The sequence below is a fragment of the uncultured Parasphingorhabdus sp. genome, assembly GCF_963975555.1.
In the GTDB taxonomy this organism is placed as follows: Bacteria; Pseudomonadota; Alphaproteobacteria; order Sphingomonadales; family Sphingomonadaceae; genus Parasphingorhabdus.
Window position 1 is genome coordinate 1 of record NZ_CAXBHH010000002.1, and the last position, 23,234, is coordinate 23,234.

Sequence of the window (23,234 nt, forward strand, 5' to 3'; positions counted from 1 at the left end):
TGAGGCTGTCCGCATTGCGTTTTTCGTCGAGAGCCTTTGCCAGCGAACCACGAATGCCGGAAACGACGATGACATCTTCATTTGAGTCCGCAGTTTCAACCGCATCGGTCGATTGCGCCCAGACCGGGGTTGCAAACATTGTCAACGCGGTGCCAGTCAAAAGCGCTGCTACAAAACGCCGCGAATCGATCTCACGCACCAAGGCGCCAGACGTGGCTATTCCTTTCAGTTTCATCCTAATTTCTCCCAAATATTGTTTTTTTTTTACGTGATTCAAAACTGATGATGTCTGACCATATTGTCAACCTGTTTTATCTACCAATACCATAAAGTTAAAAGCCAATATGCCAAGCCAATGTATTGATTGCGAATATACCAATTGAACATACCAATAAATTTGTCCTCAGTACGATGTCAGGTTTTACGTTGTTCACCAATGAAATAAGGTCGTCTCCCTAGGTCAACTAGATGGGTAAAGCTGGGGCAGGGTAATAGTGATTTTAAAAGCAAAGGATTCTGTTTTAAAATCTATACTGACCACTTTCTGGCTATCGCAGGCGCTGGCGACAAACATCGCAGAGGCTATGAAGGGGCGTGGACGGAGCCCAAGTAGTATCGCAACCTGGATGGCGATTGCGGCGCTCTCGCCTAATTCGACAACCATTTTTGAATTGCAGAACTAGCTCGTTACATTTCCAAACGCTCAGCCAAATTTAGCTCAATGCCGGTATTATCCAGACTAGCGACATTACAATAACTGCAAGCATCAATGAGGCTGCCAGAACAATCCTGACATTGTGAGGCGCTCGCGGTATGTTACTCGCCTCGCGTTCGGTAACTTCGATCTGATCGCCATGTCTTTCCATGATATGCTCCTTCACTGTCCGCAAAATAGCAAAGGTCATGATAGCATAAATATTCGGCTTTGGGCAGGTCTACGGCTGCTTCGGTCGAAAGGGCCAGGTGATGACGCCGCCAGCGATTAATGCCCACCAGATAAATATCGGTTGAAACGCCAAGCGTGGGGTGTGGTAGAGCCAACTCGCTGCCTCCCCGCCGATCGCGATATTGTTCACCGCATGGTTGATATTTGCCGGATAGACGCACAGCGCATAGAGCGCGAGGCCGATGCCAGCTGCATAGCGGATATGTTGGATCGTCCTGGGCGGGGTCATTAACCCTACCGCACCTGCGATTTCCGCGACCCCGGTCAAGAAGATGACTTGTTCGGGGAATGGTACCCAGTCGGGCGTGATTTGAAGAAAACCTACGGGAGACCGGATATGGACAATGCCCGCGACCAGATAGAGCAGTGCGAGCAAAATTCGGAAAAATCGCTTCGCCATTCCATCTTGCGGGTTGATATGCTCCACTACCGACGACCCATGCGAGCGACAACGGTAACAAAGAAGGCGGTCGACCAACCTAGTAGAATGAAGCCATTGAGGCCTTCTATAGCCGCAATCATCTGCCATTTCATGTCCAGGCCGTCACTGTTATAGCCGGTGGTGGAATAGGTGATGGTGGAAAAATAGATTGCCTGTTCGAAATTGGGTATGGCATCCACAAGGCGGTAGACGATCGCATAAGCCCAGATTTCTATACCATGCAGTACGAAAAGACCGAACACCAGGGCAAGGGTCACGACAATCCCGTGCGGTGACATTGGGTGAATATGTTCTGCTGCCTCTTCGCGCGCCTCTATCCGTAGAAAACGACCAAGACCAAAGACGCCGATACCGTGGATGAGCACGGTCAACAAGACCATGAAACCGCCCACGGCCAGTTCAGCGAACATGTGGTTCTAGCTTCCCCATGGTGCCGGTGGCACGGGAACAGGGGTAGACAAGTCGAATTCGACTCGGAAATGACGCCCGTCTGCCGATTCCGGACGGCGTAGCTCATATGCGAATTTGGCATCGGACTGACCGGGCGGGCTAATCTCGACGGCCCATATATTGGTAACAGACTGGTCGAGTCCGTTGGCCTTGAAGGATGCGATGGATTCTGCATCCACGGGGAACTCCTGCCGGTCTGCAGTACCTTCATCGGCCGTATCTCCGCCATAGTTGGTAACATCGTCGAGACTGCCATCTTCATGCCGGTGACGGTGCTTCAAGCGAAGTCCTTGATCGTTGCGGGTAATGAACCAAGTCCGCGACCGGTCCCATGTGTTCGAGCTCTCGGCAATATGGAAGGGGATCTGGATCTCGTTCAGATCGCAGGACGCTGCATGCATGATCATCGGCTTGCCCACCATGTCGGCGTCCGCTTCTTGCCCGGATACCAATATTCCGGCATATGCCTTGCCACAGAGTAGACTCATCCGCTCGAAAAAGAGGTCCTGTGCAGACGGTTCCGGTGTCGTGTCAGGCGACGAATCGCACGCAATGAGCGGGATACAGAGGAAAAGCGCTGCCGAGCAGGCGAATGAAGATTTGGTCATAAGTTTTATAGCTACACAATTTCTGCGGTCCGGGAAACCATCGAAATACATCTGATTGCTTATTATGTAATAGGGTGCTATAGGCACGAAAGCTAATAAATCGCGTTACGACGAAATCATGGTTTCGCAACCCCTAAGGTCGCATACTCTTTTTCCCATTTCTCGAAGTTGGCCAATCCCGTCCGGTTCTGCATTTTGCTAGATCGGGCATAATTAAGTTATGAATAGGAATAAGACTATGCCTACAGGCACCGTAAAATTTTTCAACACCGACAAGGGCTATGGTTTCATCGCTCCTGAAGACGGTGGCGATGACAGCTTCGTGCACATCACAGCAGTTCAGGCTGCCGGAATGCAGTCGCTCGAAAAAGAACAGCGTTTGACATATGATGTCGAAACCGGAAATAACGGCAAGAAAGCCGCTGTAAACTTGCAGCAGGCTTAAGCCTAAAACCGAATACGGAAAAGGGCGGGAGTGCACGGCACTCCCGCCCTTTTTTTGTTTTAAGTGGCTTGCTTGGCTAGCCCCAGTCGAATGCGAGACTGCCGCGATTATACAGTCCGGCGATCAGCGCCACGACCTCGTCCGATTTTCGCCATTCGGGATCGATGACAAATTGGTCTTGCGCGCAAAGCATCTCGGCCAACGGGATTTCATCCCCGGTGCATGGAAAGCATTCCCCGTCGACAAACAGCATTAACTGGTCCGCACTTTCGCGGATGAAGGAAAAACGGCTTGCCGGATTGCGGAGCAGGGGATGGTCGGCGGTCAGCAGGGCGTGCAGATGGTCTGTCTCGATCGGTTCCTCGGGACGCCAGTCGGTTTCCGGATATCTCGGCGTGCTGCTATATTCGCCAAACCATTTTGCAAAGTCGTTACGATCGGCCAATTTCTCGGTGACCATGGCGTGCAGCCGGTCGATAGCGGTGGCGGGTATTTCTCCAGGATTTGACTGGGTCGCCAAATCCGGATCGCAGTAGCGGTCATCATCGGTCATTTGCGGCAACAGGTCGTCGCACCAGCTGCCGATCAGTTCCTTTCGCGACGGCGATCGAAAGCCTATGCTGTAAGTCATGCAATCCTTGCCGACCGCGACGCCATTGTGGGCGATCCCTGGCGGGATGTAGAGCATGTCGCCCGGCTCCAATATCCATTCCTCCACGACGTTAAAATCGGCGAGCAACAACAAGTCATCGTGAGAACGGAGGGCAGTCTGATCGTCGCACATGCCGCCGATTTGCCATCGGCGCTGGCCGAGGCCCTGAACCAGAAACACATCATAATGATCAAAATGCGGGCCCACTCCGCCGCCATCGCTGGCAAAGCTGACCATCACATCGTCGATCCGCCAGTTCGGGATGAAGCGAAACGGCTCAATCAGCGCGGCAACATCGGCGACATGTTGATCGACCGCCTGAACCAGCAGGGTCCAGGGGGATTTACCCAATTCGCCAAAGCGGGCCTCGGGCAAGGGGCCATGTTCGGCGTTCCAGTCATCGCTCGATTGCGTGATCAGGCGTGATTCTACATGCTCCTCGCATGCCAGGCCGGCAAGCTCGTCGGGCGAAAGCGGATTGCGCCATGATTGCCAGGGATTTCTGATCAGTAGCGGTCGCTTCTGCCAGTAATCACGCAGGAAGGCAGCGGTATCGAAATTGTTGAATTGCATCCCCATCCGCTACACAATCTCCATCGGGAACGGTAGTGATACCGTTCAGATATATCAGCAGGCGTGTATCTTTGTCGGCTCCGGCTTTGTTGCGTTGCTCATTCTGCTCCACGCTGCCAAAGAGGGATATGACAAAACTGATCCTCTTCAACAAACCTTTCGGTGTGCTGCCGCAATTCACCGATCGCGGGAGCGAAACCAAGCGTGCGACTCTGTCGGACTATATCGATATGCCAGGCGTATATCCGGCGGGCCGGCTCGATCGGGACAGCGAAGGACTGATGATGCTAACCGGCGATGGTAAATTGCAGGCGCGGATTTCCGACCCCAAATATAAGATGCCGAAAGCCTATCTTGTGCAGGTCGAGGGGGAGGTCAGCGATGAAAGTCTCGCTATGCTGCAACAAGGCGTTGAGTTGAAAGATGGTTTGACCCGGCCTGCCGAAGTCGAACATATAGAAGAACCAGACCTTTGGCCGCGCGATCCCCCGATCCGGGTGCGCAAGAGCATACCCGATTGCTGGCTCAAACTGGCCATCAGCGAAGGCAGGAACCGGCAGGTACGCCGGATGACCGCCGCGGTGGGGCATCCGACCTTGCGACTGGTGCGCTGGAGCATTGGTGACTGGTCGCTAGAGGGATTGCAGCCCGGTGAATGGAGGGCCGACGAATAGGCGGTTTGCGCTTGCCCGAATTTTCGATAAAAAACAGGGATCGAGAGAGGGGCTGAAACATGAAAAAGACGATCCGTATCATTCTGCTGCTACTGGCTTTGCTGCTTGCGGCTTTCTTCATTTTCCGGACCCCCGACACCGATCGCGCAGAGATGATCGCTAAATATGGCAGCGAAGCGTCGCGCTTTGTCGACGACGGCCATGGCGCCAAAATTCACTATCGTGACGAGGGCAACAAAGACGGTCCAGCGCTTCTTCTGATCCACGGGTCGAACAGCTTGCTGCAGACTTGGGAGCCGCTGGTGGCTCTGCTTGGTGACAAATATCGTCTCATTTCGCTCGATCTCTACGGCCATGGATTGACCGGTCCCAATTCAGATGGTGCTTATGATGCCGATACCAATATAGAGGCGGCCCGCCTAGTGCTCGACAACGTGGGTGTCGACAAAGCCTATTGGGTAGGGAACAGCATGGGCGGCTGGGTGACGTGGCGTGCCGGTTTGTCGGTACCGGAGCGTATCTTGGGACTTGTCCTGATTGACGCTGCGGGAGCGCAGGTCGAGCAAAAGGGGCAGCCTTATCTGGGGGCGAGACTGGCCCGCTCATCGGTAGGACAGATGCTGCTGCCGGAAATTACGCCACGCTTTCTGGTCAAATCCTCGCTGGAAGAAAATTTTGCACAGCCTGAGCGGCTGACCGAAGAACTCGTCGACCGCTATTGGGAATTGCTGCGCTTTCCCGGCAATCGCAAAGCGGCAGTGGATCGGACGAAAACGCCGCGCCAACCGGAAAAATGGGCAGAAATAGGCACGTTGAAAATGCCGGTGCTGTTACTCTGGGGAGAGCAGGACAAAGTCATTCCTCTGGCCCACGGGCGTGCCTTCGCAGAAGCGATCCCTGGCAGCAAGTTGATCACTTATGCCGATGCCGGCCACCTCCCGATGGAGGAAACGCCGGAACAGGTTGCTCGCGATATCGACGGATGGATTGAAGGATTAGCCATAGAAGCAGTCGCTCCGAACGAGGAATGACGCCGGTTTCTTGCTATTCATTCCAATAAGCGTTCATCGGCAGGTTGATATCTGGTAGGCTCCAGTCGATCGGCGCCTGTCCATTCTGCTCGAGAAAAGCATTGGTCTTGCTGAAATGCTTGCATCCGAAAAACCCGTGATAGGCCGACAGCGGTGATGGGTGAGGAGCTTTTAGCACCAGATGTCGGCCACCTTGTTCAATGCTCTCCACAAAGGCCGCCTTTTTCTGCGCATAGCTTCCCCACAACAGAAACACGACAGGTTCAGGCTTCGCGGCAATCAGGCGTATGACCGCGTCGGTAAACTGCTCCCACCCTTTGCCGCGATGGGAGGCCGCATTGGCCATTTCGACGGTTAGAACGCTGTTGAGGAGCAGCACGCCTTGCTGCGCCCAATGTTCGAGAAAACCAAGGGCAGGGCGGGGCAGGCCCAGATCGTTTTCGAGCTCTTTGTAGATGTTAACCAGTGACGGCGGCGGTCGAACGCCGGGTTGGACACTGAAACACAGGCCGTGGGCCTGTCCAGGACCGTGATAGGGGTCCTGCCCCAATATTACGACGCGGACCTTGTCGAGGGGAGTGAGGTCAAGCGCGCGAAAATATTCCTCGCTCTCTGGGTAAATTTCTTTGCCTGCGGCTTTTTCCTGCAGGAGAAATTTCCTCAAGGCAGCCATATAGTCGCTGGCAAATTCTTCGGCGAGAGGTTCTTTCCAGCTGTCGTCCAGTTTTACGCGGTCATCCATATCCTGCTGATAGCAAGACGTTATGGATAGGCAAAGCGGGATCAACCTCGCTTGCCAGTTTCGTCCGGGGAGATTACCATCGCATCCAAGCGCCATAAAAAGGCGCAAACGCAGAAGGAAAAGCATCTTCCCATGACCAACCAAAATATTCCCGTAATCTCAGCCACTGGTCTTTTTACGCCGACAGATAGCATCAGCAATGAAGAACTGGTCGCCAGCTTCAACGCTTATGTCGATATGACCAATAATGAAAATGCAGAAGCTATCGCTGCGGGTGAGATGGAGGAGTTACCGCACAGTTCGGTGGAGTTTATCGAGAAGGCGTCGGGCATCAAGTCGCGCTTCGTGCTTTCCAAGGATCCGATCCTCGATCCGGAGGTGATGTGTCCCCGCTTTCCTGAACGACCCAATGAGGAAATCTCGGTTCTTGCCGAAATTGGTGTGAAAGCCGCACTGCAAGCGCTGGAACGGGCAGGGCGGAAACCGGAGGATGTCGATGCCGTGCTTTGTGCCTGTTCGAACATGCAGCGGGCCTATCCTGCGATTGCTGTGGAAATCCAGGCCGCACTGGGAATGGAGGATGGCTTTGGCTTCGATATGAATGTTGCCTGCTCCTCCGCGACCTTCGGTATTCAGACGGCGGCTGACTATATCCGCTCGGGTAGCGCCAAATCGGTGCTGGTGATCAATCCCGAAATCTGTTCCGGCCATCTCAACTGGCGGGATCGGGACAGCCATTTCATCTTTGGCGATGTTGCTACTGCAATCCTCATCGAATCCAAAGATATTGCTCCGGCGCAGCATTGGGAAATCGTCGGCACGAAACTCAAAACCCAGTTTTCGAATAATATCCGCAACAACTTCGGCTTCCTCAATCGCACCAATCCCGAAAGTCGCGATGACAAGGACAAGCTGTTCGTCCAGGAAGGGCGAAAGGTTTTCAAGGAAGTGGTGCCGATGGTCGCCAGGATGATCAACGAGCAGACGGATCGCCTCGGTATCGAAACGAGCGCGCTGCGCCGTCTCTGGCTGCATCAGGCCAATGCCGGTATGAACCGCCTGATCGCCCAGCGGGTGCTCGGTCATGAGGCCAGCGATGACGAAAGTCCGACGGTCCTCGACACATATGCCAATACATCGTCGGCCGGATCGATCATCGCCTTTCACAAGCACAGTGAAGATCTGGCTGCTGGCGACATCGGCCTGATCTGTTCGTTCGGCGCAGGCTATTCAGCGGGAACGGTTTTTGTGCGCAAGGTTGCGTGATCAGGGAGATTTGACATGACGATGACAGGCCAGTGCCTATGCGGCGCGGTAAGCTACTCGATTGAGGGAGACCTCCAGATGTGCGGCGTCTGTCATTGCAAAAATTGCCAGCGACAGGCCGGCAGTTCCTATTCCGTGCTTTTCGCGGTCGCGGATGACCAGATCGAGATTATCGGCGACCTCACCACTTATGACGATCATGCCGAGAGCGGCAATGTCGTCCATCGCCATTTCTGCGGTACCTGCGGCTCACCAGTGAAGACTTCGCTTCCGACCCAGCCTGGCATGACTTACATCAAAGCGGGAACGCTGGATGATACAAGCGTGCTGCATCCGCAAATCCATTTCTGGACGGGTAGCAAACAACCATGGGTAGAGATTGATCCGAAAGTCCCGCAGATGGAAGGGAATCCCGGATGATGATGAAACAGAAAATAGCTGCGGCGGTCATAACCTTTACCGTGCTCGCCGGCTGTGTTGATTCCGCAGGGCAGGGAGGTTCGGATGAAGCGGACGCCAGCTCACAGCTTTCGCCGGTCATCCTTCAGGCAGATGGCATCGCTCAGGGAGAGGGCTTTAACCTTCCCTACGGCACAAAAAAGTCAGAAGTGATCGCTATGCTGGAACTTTTCGGTCCGGTTGATCAGAGTAGCAATGAGGAATGCGGCGCCGGACCGATGGATTTTGTATCTTCTCCCGCGACAGGCCTGACTACCAATTTTCAGGATGGTAAGCTGGTTGGCTGGTCCTTCGACGGTGATGGGAAATTGGCGCGCACGGATCAAGATATCACTGTCGGGTCGGCCCGCTCTGATCTCGAAGCCGCTCTTCCGATAGAGATGCAAACCGACAGCACGCTCGGTATCGAGTTTTTCTCCGGCTCGGGAGAAAACGGATTTATCGCTGGTTTTCTATCGGATGAAAGCAAGAATGCGACTGTCGAGAGCCTTTATTCGGGCACCAATTGCTTTTTTCGCTGACCATTTGAGGTTGCGATTTCGGGGGACAATATGATCAGTTTACGGGCGCGCTTCCTGTTTTTCATCATCCGCATTTCGGGGTTGAAAAACTATCTACTCAAACCCGGCAATGCGGAGAAATATGTTGCGCGAGACCATGCGCGCGGTCCGGCTTCGCCCGTTCGCTGGTTGCGCAAACATTGTGACATAGAGAAATCCGAGATTAATGGGCAGCCGTTATATCATCTGGGCCCGAAGAAAAACGGCAGTTCGCTGCATATATTCTACCTGCATGGCGGCGGCTACGCGTTCAACATCGTTTCGCTTCACTGGCATTTCATCAAGAAATTGATCCGGAAAACCGGAGCAAGCGTCACGGTGCCGATCTATCCGCTATCGCCCGAGAACAAGTGGGACAGAAGCTATGCCATGGTGATGGAGGCCTTTGAACAGGCTGTTTCCCGACACGGCGCAGAGAATATCGTGGTGATGGGTGACAGCGCGGGCGGCGGCTTTGCGCTTGGCCTGTCGCAGATGCTTCGTAACGCGAACAAGCTTTTGCCCGGCAAACTGGTGCTGCTCAGTCCCTATCTGGATCAAACTGCTGCTGACCAGACGCAGGAAGAACTGGAAAAGACCGATGTTCTGATTTCGATTGACGGTATCCGTCGCCTCGGTAGCTGGTGGATGCGCGAGGGCGAGGATCCGGCAATGTTTCCCGGTAGCCCGTTGTTCGAGACGGTTGATCGATTGCCACCGATGCTGGTGTTTGCCGGAAGCGATGAAATGTTGCTTGCGGACTCCCTGCGGCTGAAACGAAAAGCTGATGAAATCGGCGCGGAGATCGAACTGAAAATCTATGATCGCATGCAACATGTCTGGATGCTGTTGCCGATTCCGGAAGCGAAAACGGCTTTGAGCGAGATTGTCGAATTCCTACTCGCCCCGAAAGTTTAGTTCCAGAAGGACACCATTGGGTTCCGTGAAAAACAGCTGTTTCAGCTGGATCGACGGGATGTCGTTAAGCCGATAATCGATTCCATGAGCCTCTAGTCGAGCGCTGAACGCCTGATGGTCGCTGCAATCCAGTGCCACATGATGGATTGCACCGGTGGTCGGTCCGGTCTCTGTTTCACGGCGATAGGCCTGCTGCATCTCTTTGGAATTTATGTGAAAAATCGCGCGACCGCTGTTATCATAAAGCCACTGGACATGCTCGGGTGGCAGCGGTTCAGGCCCATCTCGCACATCAAGATCGAATAACTCGACAAAGAAGCGCACGGTCCCTTCAAGATCGTCGGTGATGATATTCACATGATCGAGTGCGTTGAGTTTCATTCTAGCCCTTCAACTTGCGGCCACGTTCGATGATGGCGAGCCGCCGGTTCTCGACTTCGTCCATCGAGACACCAGCGTTATAAGGTACCGATATCTCGTGCTCATAGGCCATGCCGTCCTTGAGGTTGCGGTCAAAGCCGGCCATGATCAGATCCTTGTAAACCTTCAGAAAGTCGCGGTCGATAGTCGTCATGTCCCGCGCCAGTGCCAAAGCTGCCGGCATAAGTTCGCCGGGTTCATAGACATGGTTGACGAGGCCCCAATCACAAGCGGTCCGGGCATCCAGAAACTGCCCGGTGAAGCTGAGTTCGCAAGCGCGGGACAGGCCAATGAAACGGGAGAGTTTTTGCGACAATCCCCAGCCGGGCGTTATCCCGACCCGCGCGTGGGTGTCGGCGAACCGCGCGTTGGTCGACGCGATCCGGATATCGCAAGCCAGTGCCAGTTCAAAACCGCCGGTAATGGCGACGCCGTTGATGGCGCCGATCACCGGTATCGGCATTTCACTCAAAGCGAAGATCGGGTTTGTGCCTGCATCGCGGTCATTGGCCGGGCCAAGGCCGGACTCGCCCAGTTCCTTGAGATCAAGGCCGGCGGTAAATGCGCGCTCTCCCGCACCGGTAACGATCAGGGCATGGATATTTTTGTCATCGCGAACATCCTGACAGGCACTACAAAATTCCGCTCGCAACGCCGTGGACAGCGCGTTCATCGCCTCCGGTCGGTTGAGGGTGAGGGTGGCTACACCGTCCGATTTGTCCAGCAGTACAAGGGCCATCAGTCGTCATCTCCCGCTTCATATTTCTCGGCGATCTGTGCGCCCATCGCGGCGGTCATCGCGAAAGCCTGTTCAGGTTCGCTCTGTCGCAACAGTGCGATCTGTTGTTCCATACCTTCGGCGATAATAAGCTCGGGGACATTATTGGCGACAGCATCCAGAATCTGACGCGCGCATTCATCCGGTTCCATGCCATTGTCGATAGCGGCATCGGACTTCCCGCGACGTTCGCCCCCTCTGGTCAGCGCATTGCGCGATACATTTGTGCGGATTGATCCCGGCAGGATATTGGTAACGTGGATATTGTGCAGTTTTTCGACCTCGGCCCGCAGAGCATCCATATAGCCGATCAGTCCGTGTTTGGCGGCGCAATAGGCGGTGCGGAGCGGTACGCCAACGCGGCCCGCGACAGAGCTGATGCCGACGATATGGCCGCTTCCGGCGGCAATCATGTGCGGCAGCAACAGCTGGGTCAGCCAGATCGGCGCCAGCAGGTCAACGTTGATGATTGTGCTGTGGATCTCGGGATGGGTGTCGAGCGCTAGACTGCGCTGGCTGATGCCGGCGTTGTTGACCAGAATGTCGATCTGACCTTTCCAGTTGCGCGCCTGTTCGACCTTTACCGGCAGGGCCTCATAGTCGGTCGTTTCAAACGGCAGGACCAATGTATCGGTAGCGATACCGGCAGCCACTTGCTCGAGCGCATCCGTGCGACGGCCCGACAGGATGATATGCGCGCCTTGTGCAGCAAAGGCTTTTGCCAATGCCTCACCGATGCCGGAGGATGCTCCGGTGATCCAGACAATCTTACCATCAAATGTCATAAGTCCATTCCCTGTTCTGAAACGTTGGATTTCTTCCAGCCGACCCGACATAGGAAAGTGGCAGCATGATCACATGTTGCTGGGAAAAGAAGCCCAGCCGCCAAGGACGACGAACAGCAGCACAACGAAAAATTGAATGCGCCGGGCTGTCATGCCCATCCCGTCGGTTAAGCGTTTTTGCTCAATTTCGGTGCGTCATCGCCAAGATCTTCGAACCAGGCCTCGACCTCGCCGTTGAGCTTGATCAGCAGGGGATTGCCTTTGCGATCCATGGTCTTGCCGGCCTGAACTTTTACCCATCCCTCGGATACCGAATATTCTTCGATATTGTGCTTGCGGTCACCGCGGAAATTGATGCCAATACCGCGGGAAAGCAAGTCGCCGCCATAATGTGGGCTGCGCGGGTTGATGGCCAGATGGTCCGGCGGAACGTCGTTGCCGGATGCTTCGCTCTTGGCGGGTTCGGATTGCTGGTTGTCGGTCATTTTCTTTAAATACTCCAATTTGTTTGCAGCGCTTTGCCACAAACAGGCGGATAATCAAGTGTTCCCGGATCACAGACCGGAGGGCATCTTGTCAGTTAAAAACATCCTTGATATTTTCATCGGATTTTGGATCGGGGCCGAACCGGTTTTCTCCACGCGTCCCTTCAAGGCACATGAATACCAGTACGATCAGTCCACCGATGAATGGAATGAAATTCAATAGAACAAGCCAACCGGTCTTATCCTGATCATGGAAGCGTCGAACCTGTACCGCGAGAGCAGGGATTAAAATCGCCAGGTAAAACAGGCCGAGCAGGATTGAACTCGAGCTCCAGGTGGCCGCCTGAAAGGCATTTTCTGGATCCGATGTCGTGGTAAAGCTGCCGGTTATCAGTCCTAACGTCACGCCGACGATCACGATCAGTAGGACAAACATCCAATATTCTTTGCGCCGGGAGCGTCCGCTAAAATCTGCATAGCGTCGCAATGGCATCAACATCCATTCCATGGTCTTTCTCCTCGCAAGCCTCAATGGCATGAAGGTTACGGGAAAAAGATAGATAATCAAGTGATCTCGGCGTGAGGAAGTAATTTCTTGAGCTGGATTTTATATCACTAAGCTTGTTATCGAGTAGGTGCCTCGTCGGTTCGGTTAGACCGCTTTTGCGCGCGGTAATTTCAGTCTGGAACATCATAGAATGCGGAGTTTTCGACGTCGGATCACGCGTACCTCGAATTTCTGTCCCTTAAATGTCACACCCGCGCATATTCCTATTTGCGATGGAACCTTATCAGCACCGACGCGCTTGATGTGTCTCTTAATTGTTAGAGTAAAAAGAGGAGTTCACTATGTCCCCCACCAAACGCGCACTTAGCGCGGCCACAGTGCTGACAGCGATGATTGCTGTTCCTGCGCAAGCTCAGGAAGTTGATAACAAGGAATTCGACGGCTTCTATGTCGGCGGCTCATTCGGATTGGGCGCACAGTCCAATGACAGGGATGAAGGCGTCGCATTCGATACCGACCGCGACGGCAGTTTTAACAACGTTGTCCAGACGGTATCGGGCGCAAATGCCTTCTCGCCCGGTTTCTGTAACGGAGCTGCAAACGGAAATGCGCCAACTGCGGGCTGCCGGAATGATAAAGATGACATGGATTATTACATCCGTGCCGGAGCGGACAAACAATATGGCAATATTGTCGTCGGTTTTCTGGTCGATGCCGGTCGGAGTGAATCGACCGACAGCGTGACAGCGTTCAGCACAACGCCTGCGTCATACACGTTCACTCGCGAACTTGACTATGCGATCGGCGCTCGTGGCCGTGTCGGCTATACCCCGGGCGGCGTATTATTTTACGCAACTGGCGGTGTTTCTTATGCCAAGATCGACAATAATTTCACCACAACCAACGGTGCCAACAGCTTTACCGATAACGGAAAGACTGAAAGCTGGGGCTGGAGTGCCGGTGGAGGTGCAGAGGCGAAGATCACCAACAATATCTCCATGGGTCTCGAATATCTCTACACTCAATATACCGACGATGATTATGTTGTGAATGTCGGGCCGGGAACTGCGGGTGCGACAAACCCGTTTCTGCTGGCATCCGGTGGAACCGATATGAAGCGCAGTGACTCGAATTTCGATCAGCACAGCATCAGACTGACTGCAGCGCTCCGCTTCTAGCGGTTGTTGCAAATGGACAAGAAAAAGGCGGCCTCACCGGCCGCCTTTTTTTGTAACTGACGTTGTCTTAAGCTGCCGCTGCCTGACGGGAGGCTTTTTTGCGATCATTCGGATCGAGATAGCGCTTGCGCAGACGGATGTTTTTGGGAGTAACCTCGACCAGTTCGTCATCGTCGATATAGGCAATTGCCTGTTCCAGCGTCATCACTTTCGGTGTGGTCAGACGAATGGCGTCTTCCTTGCCCGAAACGCGGAAGTTGGTCAGCGCCTTTGATTTCATCGGATTGACATCCAGATCGCCCGGCTTGGCATTTTCGCCAATGATCATGCCTTCGTAAACCGGCGTTTGTGCGCCGATGAAGAGAATGCCGCGTTCTTCAAGCATGTTCAATGCATAAGCCGCGGTATTGCCGGTGCCATTTGAAACCAGTACACCAACCGGGCGGCCTTCGATAACGCCTTTATATTCGCCATATTTTTCGAACAGGCGGTTCATCAGGCCGGTACCGCGCGTGTCGGACAGAAACTCGCCGTGATAGCCGATCAGTCCGCGGGAGGGTGCGGAGAAGGTCAGGCGGGTCTTGCCTGCGCCGGAAGGGCGCTGCTCGGTCAGTTCCGCTTTGCGGCGCTGCATTTTTGAAACAACGGTGCTGGCATAGTCGTCGTCGACGTCAATGACGACGGTTTCATAAGGTTCCTGACGTTTGCCACCTTCTTCCCGATAGAGCACGCGGGGACGGGAAATGCCAAGTTCAAAGCCTTCGCGACGCATCGTTTCGATGAGCACGCCCAATTGCAATTCACCACGACCGGCAACTTCAAAGCTGTCCTTGTCGTCGCTCTCGGTCACTTTAATCGCGACATTGGATTCTGCTTCGCGCGCCAGACGGTCACGGATCACACGGCTGGTGACCTTGTCGCCTTCACGACCGGCAACCGGGCTGTCGTTTACGGCAAAGCGCATCGAAAGCGTCGGCGGATCAATCGGCTGTGCTGCAATAGGTTCTGTAACAGAAATATCGCAGATAGTGTTGGAAACGGTCGCCTTTGTCAGACCTGCCAGCGAGATAATATCACCCGCCTTCGCGCTTTCCACGGGAACGCGTTCCAGGCCATTAAACGCCATGATCTTGGTGGCGCGGCCAGTTTCGACGACCTTGCCGTCCATATCGATCGCGTGGATCGGCATGTTGATGTCGATTTTTCCGCTTTGGACCTTGCCGGTAAGGATGCGGCCAACGAAATTGTCGCGGTCGAGCAAAGTGACAAGAAATTTGAATTCAGCGTCCGGATCGACGTCTGGTTCAGGCACATGTTCGATAATCTTGTCGAAAAGACAGGACAGGTCGCCCTCGCGCACGTCCAGCGATTCACCGGCATAGCCGTTACGACCACTGGCATAGAGCGTCGGGAAATCGAGCTGCTCGTCATTGGCGTCGAGATTGACGAACAGGTCGAACACTTCGTCGAGGACTTCTTCCGCGCGGCCATCGGGACGATCGATCTTGTTGACAACGACGATTGGTTTCAGGCCAAGAGCCAGAGCCTTGCCGGTCACGAATTTTGTTTGTGGCATGGCGCCTTCGGCGCTGTCCACCAGAAGAATCACACCATCGACCATCGACAGGATGCGTTCGACTTCACCGCCAAAGTCGGCATGGCCCGGGGTATCAACAATATTGATCCGCGTGCCTTTCCATTCGACGCTGGTGCATTTTGCGAGAATCGTGATGCCGCGTTCTTTTTCAAGATCGTTCGAATCCATCGCCCGTTCTTCGACTCGTTCATTGTCGCGGAAGGTGCCGGATTGGCGGAAAAGCTGGTCAACCAGAGTTGTTTTGCCGTGATCAACGTGCGCAATGATTGCGATATTGCGAAGGGACATATATAGATTCTACCGTATGATTGAGGAAGGGGCGGCCATAAGCACAGCCCCGCTATCGTCGCGCCCTTAGCCTGTTTGGTGCTGCACCGCAACATTAGAAAGCTTGCTAAATCATTCTTAGCCATCCATTTGGCGCTACGACCATGCAAACCCTTCGTCTGATCCTCACCGATAAATTCATCTGGCTGCTCAGCGGAGCGGTGCTGTTGGCGACTTTGCTGCCGGTGCAGGGTCTGGCAAAAGATATTGCAGGAATTTTATTCAACGCCGGGATTTTCGCGGTTTTTCTGCTTCACGGTATCCGGCTCGAACGGCATGAAGTGAAGGCCGGACTGGGCAATATCCGCCTGCAAGGGACGATATTCGTCTGGGTATTTGGCGTGATGCTCGGGATCGGCCTGTTGCTTTCCAAGGCGCTCGATCAGATTCTCCCTGCCGATGTCGCTCTGGGTTTTCTGTTCTTAGGTGTGCTTCCGTCCACCGTGCAGTCGGCAACCAGCTATTGTGCCATCGCCAAGGGCAATGTTGCCGCCTCTGTCGTCGCCAGCGCCTTCATTAATCTGGTCGGCGTATTTTTGTCGCCGCTACTGTTTGCGTTGCTTGCCAGCGCGGCTGGCGTGGACATCACGACCGAAACCATCGTCAAACTAGCGGCAATATTGGTGCTGCCATTCGTTCTCGGGCAGACCTTCCAGAAATGGCTGCGGCCCTGGATCATGCAGCATAAGGATTTGACCGGCTGGATCGATCGCGGTGCGATTGCGCTGGCGGTCTATGTATCCTTTTCCGCTGCGATCATTGCCGGAATGTGGAGCCGGGTGAGCGGTACCGAATTCATCTGGCTGGCTGCCGCGCTGTTGCTTTGGCTGGGACTGGCCTTTGGCGGCGCGTGGCTGCTTGGCGGCTGGATGGGTTTCGCGCGGGCAGACCGCAAGAGCTTGCTCTTTTCCGGCGCGCAGAAGAGCGTTGCCATTGGCGCTCCCATCGCCGCGATCATCTTTGTGCCCGAACGTGCGGGACTGGTGATATTGCCGCTGATTTTCTATCATCTGGCGCAATTGTTCCTGTCGGCACCGGTCGCGGTGCGACTGGCCGGCGACGAGGATTAACGGATATTATCCGTTCGTCCTGAGCCTGTCGAAGGACCGCGCGCGCTCGAGAGAGGCACTTCGACAAGCTCAGTGCGAACGGTGAAATCTAAAGTTCTCGAAGCGCCCGAGCCGGTTTGGCTGACAGCACAGGAATGGAACCCAGCAAACCAATCCCCAGAGTGGCAATCGCGCCGATGCCCAGTGTCAGCAGGACGATTCCCCAATCGGGTTGCCAGGTGAACTCGAAAATCTGGGTGATCACGAACCAGCCTGCGAACAGGCCCAGCCCCAAAGCCACAGCCGACAACAGAAACGCCAATAGCGCATATTCAATCGCCTGAACCGTCAATATCTGGGCGCGCGTGGCGCCGAGCAGTTTCAGGATCACGCTGTCATAGACGCGGGCCTGACGCGACGCGGCGATCGCGCCGATCAGCACTGCGATGCCGGAGAAGATCGCAATCGAGGCGGCAGCGGCAATGGCGGTCGCCATTTGGTCCAAAATGTCGCCGATCTGGGACGCAATTTCCTTGACCTTGACCATCGAGATAGACGGGAATTCTTTCGGCAAGATGGAGAGCAGACTGTCTTCCTTTGCCGTTTCCATCTGGATCGTGGCGGCGACATTATGCGGTACATTGGCGAGCACGCTGGGCGGGAATACCAGCACATAGTTAAACCCGAAATTGCGCCAGTTAACCTTGCGGAACGAGGCAACCTTGGCCGGTATTTCGACGCCGAGCAGGCTGACGGTCAGGCTGTCGCCGATCTTGAGGCCTAGTGCGGCGCCTTGCTCTTCGTCGACCGAGACCAGAGGCGGCCCGTCATAATCTTGCGGCCACCATTCGCCATCGACAATCTCGCTGCCTTCGGGAATGGTCGCGCTATAGGTGAGGCCGCGGTCGCCGCGCAGCACCCACGCGCCTTCGGGGAGGGTTTCCAGTTCAGACACCCGCTGCCCACGAAATTCAGTGATCGTCCCGCGTAGCGTCGGCACGATATTCACTTCCGCGGCTCTCGATGTTTCTGCAACCTTGGCGCGAAACTCGTCCGCGCGTTCGACCGGGATGTCGAGCACGAAGAAACTCGGGGCGTCGCGGGGAACGGTGGAGCGTATTTCATTGGTCAGGCTGGTCTGGATCGCGGCCAGCGTAGCGAACAGGGTAAGCCCCAGTCCCAATGCCACAACCAGTTGTCCGGTCTGGGCACCGGGGCGATGAAGGCTGGTCAGGGCGAGACGCAGCAGCGGTTGTTTCGGCCGTGGTGCCTTGCTCGCCAGCCAGCGGATCAGCGCGCCCAAGCACGTAAGCAGCAGCAATATCGCGGCTGCGGCACCAATGAAGGAGGCCGAAAATAATGGCTCATTGGCTGTGCCGAGCGCTAGCGCGATGATCGCGCCAATCGCCAATCCCACGCCAATCCAGCTTTGCCGGTCGATCTGACGCCAGGACTTGCCCTCTCCGCGGATAATGCCCGCTGCCGGGATTGTTTTTGCCCGCGACAAGGGGGGCAGCGCGAAGATCACCGCTATAAGCAACCCGTATAACGCGCTGACCAGCAGCGGAAGCGGGTAGATGGCAAATTCCGGCTTGATCGGCAGAACGTCACCGGCGATCTGGATGATCGCCAGCGGGGCCAGGGCGCCGATCACGAGACCCAGCGCAATCGCGCCCAGCGCCACCGCCATGATCTGGAACAGATAGATGCGGAAGATCATAGCGCTGTCCGCGCCGAGTATCTTCAGCGTAGCAATCGCGCCCTGCTTGCCGCGCAAATAAGAAGCGACGCCATTGCCGACACCGATTCCGGCGATGACCAGCGAGGCCAGACCGACCAAAGTCAGAAACTGGCCCATCCGCTCGATAAAGCGGCGGGTGCTCGGCGCGCCATCGTCGCGGGTCTTGACCTCCCACGCAGCATTGGGAAATTGCTCTGCAAGACCGTCACCGACGTCGCGAGGAAGCGCGGTGGCAGGGAGTTTGAGACGATATTTGCTCTCGAACAGGCTGCCCGGCTGAATCAATTTTGTAGCGCGCAAGCCCTCGATCGAGGTGATCGCCACGGGACCGAGGGAAAGGCCTTCGCTAAGCCGGTCCGGTTCCTCGGCAATGATGCCGGAAATGGTGAAGCTGGCCTCGCCAAAGGCAATTTTGTCGCCGGTTTCCAGCGACAGGCGCTGCATCAGGGCAGGGGTGACGTAAATTTCCTGTGGCGCGGGAGCAGAGACGGTCTTGCCACTTTCGAGCTTGAACTTGCCGTATAAAGGATAGGCCGCGTCGACGCCTTTGAGTTCTACAAGCTGCGTGTCGCTACCGTCCGGTAGCCGGGCCATCGCCTGCATCCGCAGCGTTTCGGACAGCGTACCCGCTTCCCTCAGCGCAACAAGTTCTTCGTTGGTGGCTTCGCGCTGCGCAACCGCTATTTCCAGATCGCCGCCCAATATCGCCTGGCCGCGATTGGCCAGTTCGTCGGTGATCGCGTCGGTCAGGCTGCCGATGGCGGCAAGAGTGGCGACACCAAGAAACAGGCAGATGATCAGTAGCCGGAGTCCGACAAACCGTCCGCGCAGATCGCGGCGGGCAATCGTCCATGCTTTGCCCAGTTCAGCGCTCACGCGGCGCTGTCCCGTTCGATCAAACCGTCGCGAAGCTCAATGATCCGGTCGCAGCGTTTGGCCAGTTCGGGGTCATGGGTAATGATCAATAGGGTCGCCGCCGTGGCTTTCTGGCGATCGAACAGCAGGGCGATGACTTTCTCGCCGGTGGTGCCGTCGAGATTGCCGGTTGGTTCGTCTGCAAAAATGATCGTCGGCCGCGATGCCATGGCGCGGGCAATGGCCACGCGTTGCTGTTCGCCGCCGGAAAGCTGGGTCGGATAATGGCCGAGACGGTCGCCCAGGCCAACTGAGGTCAATTCCTTTGCCGCGATTTCAAAAGGATCGGGCTGGCCGTCCAGTTCGAGTGGCACCGCGACATTTTCCAGAGCGGTCATTGTCGGGAGCAGGTGGAAGGCCTGCAATACAATGCCGACCCGGCCGCGCCGAGCCACCGCCAGTTGGTCCTCGTTCATCGTGCCGAAGTCGGCTCCGGCAATATTCACTTCGCCGCCGCTTGCCCGTTCCAGACCGGACAGGATCGCCATCAGCGATGATTTGCCCGAACCCGACGGTCCGAGCAACGCAACGGTCGTTCCCTCTTCGATCTGCAGATCAATACCGCGCAAAATATCGACCCGTGCTTTCCCTTCCCCCAAAGACAGGGTGACATTCCGGGCTGCAATCGCGATATGGGGTTCAACTGAGGCGGCGTCGCTCGATGCGGCGTTTTTCTGGATCATGTGGGTAAGGATATCCGATGTTGAAGAATTTTTTCTTATATGGGTTCACACTGGCATTTCTGCAACTTTTGATCGCTTGTGGGCCTGCGCCGGAAGACGAACAAGCTGTTCTCAAGGACGTAGAAACGGCCGCGCCGAAAGCTGACGGCGATCGGGCGGCGGAAGCCAAAGAGGCCGAAATCCTGATAGTCGCTTTCGGTGACAGTCTCTACGCCGGCTATGGTCTGGACCAGAAAGAGGGCTTTGCGCCGGAACTGCAGGCCGCCCTCACGGCAGCGGGCAAGGACGTCCGGGTCCACAATGCCGGCGTGTCGGGCGACACCACTGCTGCCGGATTGCGGCGGATGGATTTCGTTCTGGATAGCTTGTCGCGCAAGCCGGATCTGGTAATATTGGGGCTAGGCGGTAATGATCTGCTCCGGGGCCTGAAACCGGCAGATACGCGCGCCAATATGGAAGCGATGGTCAAGAAGCTGCAGGATCGCGATATCCCGGTGATGCTGACGGGGATGCTCGCCCCGCCCAATCTGGGAGCCGCCTTTAGCGATGAGTTCAACATCATCTATCCGGCATTGGCCAAGAAATATGATGTCGCGCTTTATCCGTTTTTCATGGACGGGGTTGTCGGGCATCCCGATCTGTTCCTGCCAGACGGCCTGCATCCTACCGCAGAAGGCATTGATATCATCGTCGGCAAGATCGCGCCGCAGGTGGCGGAATTGCTGGAAGGCTGAGCCTTGTTGGAAATTGGAAGATTTGGAAGCATGTTGCACAGTTCTACAAAAACTGTATTATTTTGCTAATACAGCAGTTGAAACGCTTGAAAAGCGGGGCATTTGCATCCATTTATAGAGAAAGCCCCGCACTGGTGCCGGGGCAGGGAGGCTGAACAGCATGGCGACCGAAACAATCACCGCGACCGACGACCTGAAACTGACCCCGCCAGATCCGGTGGTTGCCGTTGCGCCCGAAAAGGCCGGAGGCCTTGTGTCCATTGGCGACGAGGTAAAGACCAAGCTGGAAGATAAAGTTGACACTTTTATCGACGATTTGATCGCTCAGGATCAAAATAGTCCCGAATTCGGGAAAAAAGTGGACCAGATTACCAATATGGGCCGCAAGGAAATTGCCGAAGCGGCGGGCCAGTCCAATCGCTTTCTCGATCGCCCGATCCGGTCGATGGATGAAGAAAGTGGCATCGGTTCCGATCTCGCGGAACTGCGCCGCACGGTCGAAGATCTTGATCCGGGCAAGCGCGGTAATTTGACCGCCAAGAGGAAGATTTTCGGAATCATTCCGTTCGGTAACAAGATGCGCAATTATTTTGACGGCTATAAAAGCGCGCAGGGCCATATCAGCTCGATCCTCGACCGGCTTCGTTCCGGCAAGGACGAATTGCTGATGGACAATGCGGCGATTGATGTCGAACGCAAGAATCTCTGGGCGGCGATGGGCCGGCTGGAGCAGATGATCCACGTTTCGAAGGTCATGGACCAAAGGCTCGAGGACAAAGCGGCCGAGCTGGACGCCACCGATCCGGGCAAGGCGAAGGCGATCCGCGAAAGCGCGCTTTTCTATGTTCGTCAGCGGACCCAGGATTTGCTCACCCAGATGGCGGTTACCGTGCAGGGCTATCTCGCTCTCGATCTGGTCAAACGCAACAATGTCGAACTGGTCAAGGGTGTGGACCGCGCCAGCACAACGACGGTGGGCGCGCTGCGCACCGGTGTGACCGTGGCTCAGGCGCTGACCAACCAGAAGCTGGTTCTTGACCAGATTACGGCGCTGAACACCACGACGGCTGGCGTGATCGACAGCACCAGCGAGATGCTCAAAAACCAGACCGGCCAGATTCACGAACAGGCCGCTTCGTCGACGATTCCGCTGGAAACGCTGCAACGGGCTTTCCAGAATGTCTATGACACGATGGACAATATCGACACGTTCAAGCTGAAAGCGCTGGAAAATATGAAAGCGACCGTAAATTCGCTGTCCGGCGAGATCGAAAAGTCGAAAGGCTATATTGCGCGGTCGGAAGGGCAGGCGAAGGCGCAACTGGAAGCGCCGTCGGAAAACCCCTTGTCGGCGCTGGAGGAATAGAGCCTGGTGTCCGAATCCAACCAGCAAGTCTTTGACAGCGCGGCTCGAGCGCTTCGCGACTCCCAGTTCCGTCGCTCGATCGGCAATCGCTCCCATCAATTGAAGCGGGGCCATTTCGTCAAGAAACTGGGCCGCGCCGCTATGTGGACGGTCGGCGTGCTGGTCGGCGCCAGTATTGTCGGCGGCATATTGAGCGGTATCGGTTTCTGGGGCGTGATGATTTCTGCCGGATTGATCGGCGGCGGTATCTGGGCGTCGATGAAATTTCCAAAGATGAAAATGCCAACGCCCGAAACGATCCTGAAGTCCGATCTGAAATCATTGGCGGGAAAAACCGAAATCTGGCTGGAAAACCAGCGTCCGGCGCTGCCGGCGCCAGCGGTCCAGATCGTCAACGGCATCGGCGTCCAGCTGGATATGCTGTCACCGCAGCTGAACAAGCTCAACGAAGGCGATGCCGCTGCCTATGAGGTGCGCAAGCTGGTCGGCGAGCATCTGCCCGAGCTTATCAACGGCTATCGAGCAATCCCTGTGTCGATGCGCAGCAAAGCCACCGACAGCGGCAAATCGCCCGACGAACAGCTGATTGGCGGACTGTCACTGATCGAGAAGGAAATTGCCGGGGTCACCCAGCAGATTGCCAAGGGCGATATCGACAATCTGTCGATCCGCGGCCGTTATCTCGAACTTAAATATGACCAGAATGCCGAAGCGGAATAAGGTCTGACGGCCAGATAAATTTTGTCCGGGACGGCAGCGTCCCGCTCGTAGCGGCGAGAGTCTCCATGGTCGCGCAAAGCATTGACGCTGGATGATTTTTGCCGGAAGAGACTGAAATTCAACTCGGTCTCCTGCCGGTTACATGTCATGGCCACAGGCCCTAAATTTCTCCCCGTTTTCGCCAAATCAGAGTAACTGTTTGC

Annotated in this window: 26 protein-coding genes; 12 read left to right on the top strand and 14 right to left on the bottom strand. The window is 55.5% G+C overall.

What is annotated here, in order from left to right:
* The 4 genes from AAC060_RS05435 to AAC060_RS05450 form a co-directional block, all read right to left on the bottom strand.
* Nucleotides 1–235 (bottom strand): hypothetical protein (locus AAC060_RS05435; RefSeq protein WP_339823825.1); only part of this gene is annotated, 235 nt, incomplete at its 3' end.
* 700 nt (nt 236–935) lie between these two features.
* Nucleotides 936–1,346, bottom strand: coding sequence for a DoxX family protein (locus AAC060_RS05440; RefSeq protein ID WP_339823828.1), 411 nt, complete (start codon nt 1,344–1,346; stop codon nt 936–938).
* Between the two features lie 26 nt (nt 1,347–1,372).
* On the bottom strand, nt 1,373–1,798 hold the full coding sequence (locus AAC060_RS05445) for an ion channel (protein WP_339823830.1): 426 nt from the start codon (nt 1,796–1,798) through the stop codon (nt 1,373–1,375).
* Between the two features lie 6 nt (nt 1,799–1,804).
* Entirely contained in the window at nt 1,805–2,446 is a 642-nt protein-coding gene (locus AAC060_RS05450) for a hypothetical protein (protein ID WP_339823832.1), read from the bottom strand.
* A gap of 238 nt (nt 2,447–2,684) precedes the next feature.
* Here AAC060_RS05450 and AAC060_RS05455 point away from each other — a divergent pair, with 238 nt between their 5' ends.
* Nucleotides 2,685–2,891 (top strand): cold-shock protein, encoded by a 207-nt coding sequence (locus AAC060_RS05455; protein WP_067200226.1) that lies wholly within the window; start codon nt 2,685–2,687, stop codon nt 2,889–2,891.
* 76 nt (nt 2,892–2,967) lie between these two features.
* Here AAC060_RS05455 and AAC060_RS05460 read toward each other — a convergent pair whose 3' ends face one another.
* Nucleotides 2,968–4,116: a cupin domain-containing protein gene (locus tag AAC060_RS05460; protein WP_339824695.1), complete on the bottom strand. Its 1,149-nt coding sequence runs from the start codon at nt 4,114–4,116 to the stop codon at nt 2,968–2,970.
* A 128-nt stretch (nt 4,117–4,244) separates the two neighbouring features.
* On the opposite strand from AAC060_RS05460, the gene AAC060_RS05465 reads away from it, so the two are divergent.
* Nucleotides 4,245–4,790 (top strand): pseudouridine synthase, encoded by a 546-nt coding sequence (locus AAC060_RS05465; protein WP_339823835.1) that lies wholly within the window; start codon nt 4,245–4,247, stop codon nt 4,788–4,790.
* Nucleotides 4,791–4,849: 59 nt separating this feature from the next.
* Entirely contained in the window at nt 4,850–5,821 is a 972-nt protein-coding gene (locus AAC060_RS05470) for an alpha/beta hydrolase (RefSeq protein WP_339823837.1), read from the top strand.
* A 13-nt stretch (nt 5,822–5,834) separates the two neighbouring features.
* Here the strand turns inward: AAC060_RS05470 and ung are convergent, their stop codons facing one another.
* A complete protein-coding gene (gene ung / locus AAC060_RS05475; RefSeq protein ID WP_339823840.1) occupies nt 5,835–6,563 on the bottom strand; it encodes a uracil-DNA glycosylase in 729 nt (242 codons plus the stop codon).
* Between the two features lie 132 nt (nt 6,564–6,695).
* Between ung and AAC060_RS05480 the strand changes: the two genes are divergently transcribed.
* The 4 genes from AAC060_RS05480 to AAC060_RS05495 are packed head-to-tail and all read left to right on the top strand — an operon-like array spanning nt 6,696 to nt 9,745.
* A complete protein-coding gene (locus AAC060_RS05480) occupies nt 6,696–7,829 on the top strand; it encodes a beta-ketoacyl-ACP synthase III (protein ID WP_339823842.1) in 1,134 nt (377 codons plus the stop codon).
* Nucleotides 7,830–7,844: 15 nt separating this feature from the next.
* Entirely contained in the window at nt 7,845–8,249 is a 405-nt protein-coding gene (locus AAC060_RS05485) for a GFA family protein (RefSeq protein WP_339823845.1), read from the top strand.
* Complete coding sequence (locus AAC060_RS05490; RefSeq protein ID WP_339823847.1) at nt 8,246–8,809, top strand: hypothetical protein; 564 nt, start codon at nt 8,246–8,248, stop codon at nt 8,807–8,809. Before AAC060_RS05485 ends, AAC060_RS05490 begins: the two co-directional genes overlap by 4 nt.
* Before the next feature lie 30 nt (nt 8,810–8,839).
* The gene (locus tag AAC060_RS05495; protein WP_339823850.1) at nt 8,840–9,745 is read left to right on the top strand and encodes an alpha/beta hydrolase; all 906 of its coding nucleotides are present in this window, start codon (nt 8,840–8,842) and stop codon (nt 9,743–9,745) included.
* Here the strand turns inward: AAC060_RS05495 and AAC060_RS05500 are convergent.
* The 5 genes from AAC060_RS05500 to AAC060_RS05520 form a co-directional block, all read right to left on the bottom strand.
* Nucleotides 9,725–10,126, bottom strand: coding sequence for a VOC family protein (locus AAC060_RS05500; RefSeq protein ID WP_339823853.1), 402 nt, complete (start codon nt 10,124–10,126; stop codon nt 9,725–9,727). The two genes, AAC060_RS05495 and AAC060_RS05500, sit on opposite strands and share 21 nt — an antisense overlap.
* 1 nt (nt 10,127) lies before the next feature.
* Nucleotides 10,128–10,904, bottom strand: a complete 777-nt coding sequence (locus tag AAC060_RS05505; protein ID WP_339823856.1) for an enoyl-CoA hydratase — start codon at nt 10,902–10,904, stop codon at nt 10,128–10,130.
* A complete protein-coding gene (locus tag AAC060_RS05510) occupies nt 10,904–11,728 on the bottom strand; it encodes an SDR family NAD(P)-dependent oxidoreductase (protein ID WP_339823859.1) in 825 nt (274 codons plus the stop codon). Before AAC060_RS05510 ends, AAC060_RS05505 begins: the two co-directional genes overlap by 1 nt.
* A 167-nt stretch (nt 11,729–11,895) precedes the next feature.
* Nucleotides 11,896–12,213, bottom strand: coding sequence for a DUF3297 family protein (locus AAC060_RS05515; RefSeq protein WP_339823862.1), 318 nt, complete (start codon nt 12,211–12,213; stop codon nt 11,896–11,898).
* Between the two features lie 91 nt (nt 12,214–12,304).
* On the bottom strand, nt 12,305–12,721 hold the full coding sequence (locus AAC060_RS05520) for a DUF805 domain-containing protein (RefSeq protein ID WP_339823864.1): 417 nt from the start codon (nt 12,719–12,721) through the stop codon (nt 12,305–12,307).
* Between the two features lie 341 nt (nt 12,722–13,062).
* Between AAC060_RS05520 and AAC060_RS05525 the strand changes: the two genes are divergently transcribed.
* Complete coding sequence (locus AAC060_RS05525; RefSeq protein ID WP_339823865.1) at nt 13,063–13,899, top strand: outer membrane beta-barrel protein; 837 nt, start codon at nt 13,063–13,065, stop codon at nt 13,897–13,899.
* A 67-nt stretch (nt 13,900–13,966) separates the two neighbouring features.
* Here AAC060_RS05525 and typA read toward each other — a convergent pair whose 3' ends face one another.
* Nucleotides 13,967–15,784: a translational GTPase TypA gene (gene typA / locus AAC060_RS05530; protein ID WP_339823867.1), complete on the bottom strand. Its 1,818-nt coding sequence runs from the start codon at nt 15,782–15,784 to the stop codon at nt 13,967–13,969.
* 143 nt (nt 15,785–15,927) lie between these two features.
* Here typA and AAC060_RS05535 point away from each other — a divergent pair, with 143 nt between their 5' ends.
* On the top strand, nt 15,928–16,893 hold the full coding sequence (locus AAC060_RS05535; RefSeq protein WP_339823869.1) for a bile acid:sodium symporter family protein: 966 nt from the start codon (nt 15,928–15,930) through the stop codon (nt 16,891–16,893).
* An 88-nt stretch (nt 16,894–16,981) separates the two neighbouring features.
* On the opposite strand, the gene AAC060_RS05540 is transcribed toward AAC060_RS05535, so the two are convergent.
* Nucleotides 16,982–19,489 (bottom strand): FtsX-like permease family protein, encoded by a 2,508-nt coding sequence (locus AAC060_RS05540; RefSeq protein ID WP_339823873.1) that lies wholly within the window; start codon nt 19,487–19,489, stop codon nt 16,982–16,984.
* A complete protein-coding gene (locus AAC060_RS05545) occupies nt 19,486–20,211 on the bottom strand; it encodes an ATP-binding cassette domain-containing protein (protein ID WP_339823876.1) in 726 nt (241 codons plus the stop codon). Before AAC060_RS05545 ends, AAC060_RS05540 begins: the two co-directional genes overlap by 4 nt.
* A gap of 17 nt (nt 20,212–20,228) precedes the next feature.
* Between AAC060_RS05545 and AAC060_RS05550 the strand changes: the two genes are divergently transcribed.
* The 3 genes from AAC060_RS05550 (at nt 20,229) to AAC060_RS05560 (ending at nt 23,031) form a co-directional block, all read left to right on the top strand.
* Nucleotides 20,229–20,945: an arylesterase gene (locus tag AAC060_RS05550; RefSeq protein ID WP_339823879.1), complete on the top strand. Its 717-nt coding sequence runs from the start codon at nt 20,229–20,231 to the stop codon at nt 20,943–20,945.
* Nucleotides 20,946–21,105: 160 nt separating this feature from the next.
* Nucleotides 21,106–22,311 (top strand): toxic anion resistance protein, encoded by a 1,206-nt coding sequence (locus AAC060_RS05555; protein WP_339823882.1) that lies wholly within the window; start codon nt 21,106–21,108, stop codon nt 22,309–22,311.
* Between the two features lie 6 nt (nt 22,312–22,317).
* Entirely contained in the window at nt 22,318–23,031 is a 714-nt protein-coding gene (locus AAC060_RS05560; protein WP_339823884.1) for a hypothetical protein, read from the top strand.
* Nucleotides 23,032–23,234 lie beyond the last annotated feature (203 nt).

Excerpts from the sequence above, each read along its gene's own strand:
- AAC060_RS05520 (WP_339823864.1), bottom strand. The coding sequence starts at position 12,721 with ATGGAATGGATGTTGATGCCATTGCGACGCTATGCAGATTTTAGCGGA.
- AAC060_RS05525 (WP_339823865.1), top strand. The coding sequence starts at position 13,063 with ATGTCCCCCACCAAACGCGCACTTAGCGCGGCCACAGTGCTGACAGCG.
- AAC060_RS05500 (WP_339823853.1), bottom strand. The coding sequence starts at position 10,126 with ATGAAACTCAACGCACTCGATCATGTGAATATCATCACCGACGATCTT.
- typA (WP_339823867.1), bottom strand. The coding sequence starts at position 15,784 with ATGTCCCTTCGCAATATCGCAATCATTGCGCACGTTGATCACGGCAAA.
- AAC060_RS05495 (WP_339823850.1), top strand. The coding sequence starts at position 8,840 with ATGATCAGTTTACGGGCGCGCTTCCTGTTTTTCATCATCCGCATTTCG.
- AAC060_RS05555 (WP_339823882.1), top strand. The coding sequence starts at position 21,106 with ATGGCGACCGAAACAATCACCGCGACCGACGACCTGAAACTGACCCCG.
- AAC060_RS05535 (WP_339823869.1), top strand. The coding sequence starts at position 15,928 with ATGCAAACCCTTCGTCTGATCCTCACCGATAAATTCATCTGGCTGCTC.
- AAC060_RS05450 (WP_339823832.1), bottom strand. The coding sequence starts at position 2,446 with ATGACCAAATCTTCATTCGCCTGCTCGGCAGCGCTTTTCCTCTGTATC.
- ung (WP_339823840.1), bottom strand. The coding sequence starts at position 6,563 with ATGGATGACCGCGTAAAACTGGACGACAGCTGGAAAGAACCTCTCGCC.
- AAC060_RS05470 (WP_339823837.1), top strand. The coding sequence starts at position 4,850 with ATGAAAAAGACGATCCGTATCATTCTGCTGCTACTGGCTTTGCTGCTT.
- AAC060_RS05505 (WP_339823856.1), bottom strand. The coding sequence starts at position 10,904 with ATGGCCCTTGTACTGCTGGACAAATCGGACGGTGTAGCCACCCTCACC.
- AAC060_RS05480 (WP_339823842.1), top strand. The coding sequence starts at position 6,696 with ATGACCAACCAAAATATTCCCGTAATCTCAGCCACTGGTCTTTTTACG.
- AAC060_RS05440 (WP_339823828.1), bottom strand. The coding sequence starts at position 1,346 with ATGGCGAAGCGATTTTTCCGAATTTTGCTCGCACTGCTCTATCTGGTC.
- AAC060_RS05490 (WP_339823847.1), top strand. The coding sequence starts at position 8,246 with ATGATGATGAAACAGAAAATAGCTGCGGCGGTCATAACCTTTACCGTG.
- AAC060_RS05465 (WP_339823835.1), top strand. The coding sequence starts at position 4,245 with ATGACAAAACTGATCCTCTTCAACAAACCTTTCGGTGTGCTGCCGCAA.
- AAC060_RS05510 (WP_339823859.1), bottom strand. The coding sequence starts at position 11,728 with ATGACATTTGATGGTAAGATTGTCTGGATCACCGGAGCATCCTCCGGC.
- AAC060_RS05455 (WP_067200226.1), top strand. The coding sequence starts at position 2,685 with ATGCCTACAGGCACCGTAAAATTTTTCAACACCGACAAGGGCTATGGT.
- AAC060_RS05550 (WP_339823879.1), top strand. The coding sequence starts at position 20,229 with ATGTTGAAGAATTTTTTCTTATATGGGTTCACACTGGCATTTCTGCAA.
- AAC060_RS05460 (WP_339824695.1), bottom strand. The coding sequence starts at position 4,116 with ATGCAATTCAACAATTTCGATACCGCTGCCTTCCTGCGTGATTACTGG.
- AAC060_RS05445 (WP_339823830.1), bottom strand. The coding sequence starts at position 1,798 with ATGTTCGCTGAACTGGCCGTGGGCGGTTTCATGGTCTTGTTGACCGTG.
- AAC060_RS05545 (WP_339823876.1), bottom strand. The coding sequence starts at position 20,211 with ATGATCCAGAAAAACGCCGCATCGAGCGACGCCGCCTCAGTTGAACCC.
- AAC060_RS05485 (WP_339823845.1), top strand. The coding sequence starts at position 7,845 with ATGACGATGACAGGCCAGTGCCTATGCGGCGCGGTAAGCTACTCGATT.
- AAC060_RS05515 (WP_339823862.1), bottom strand. The coding sequence starts at position 12,213 with ATGACCGACAACCAGCAATCCGAACCCGCCAAGAGCGAAGCATCCGGC.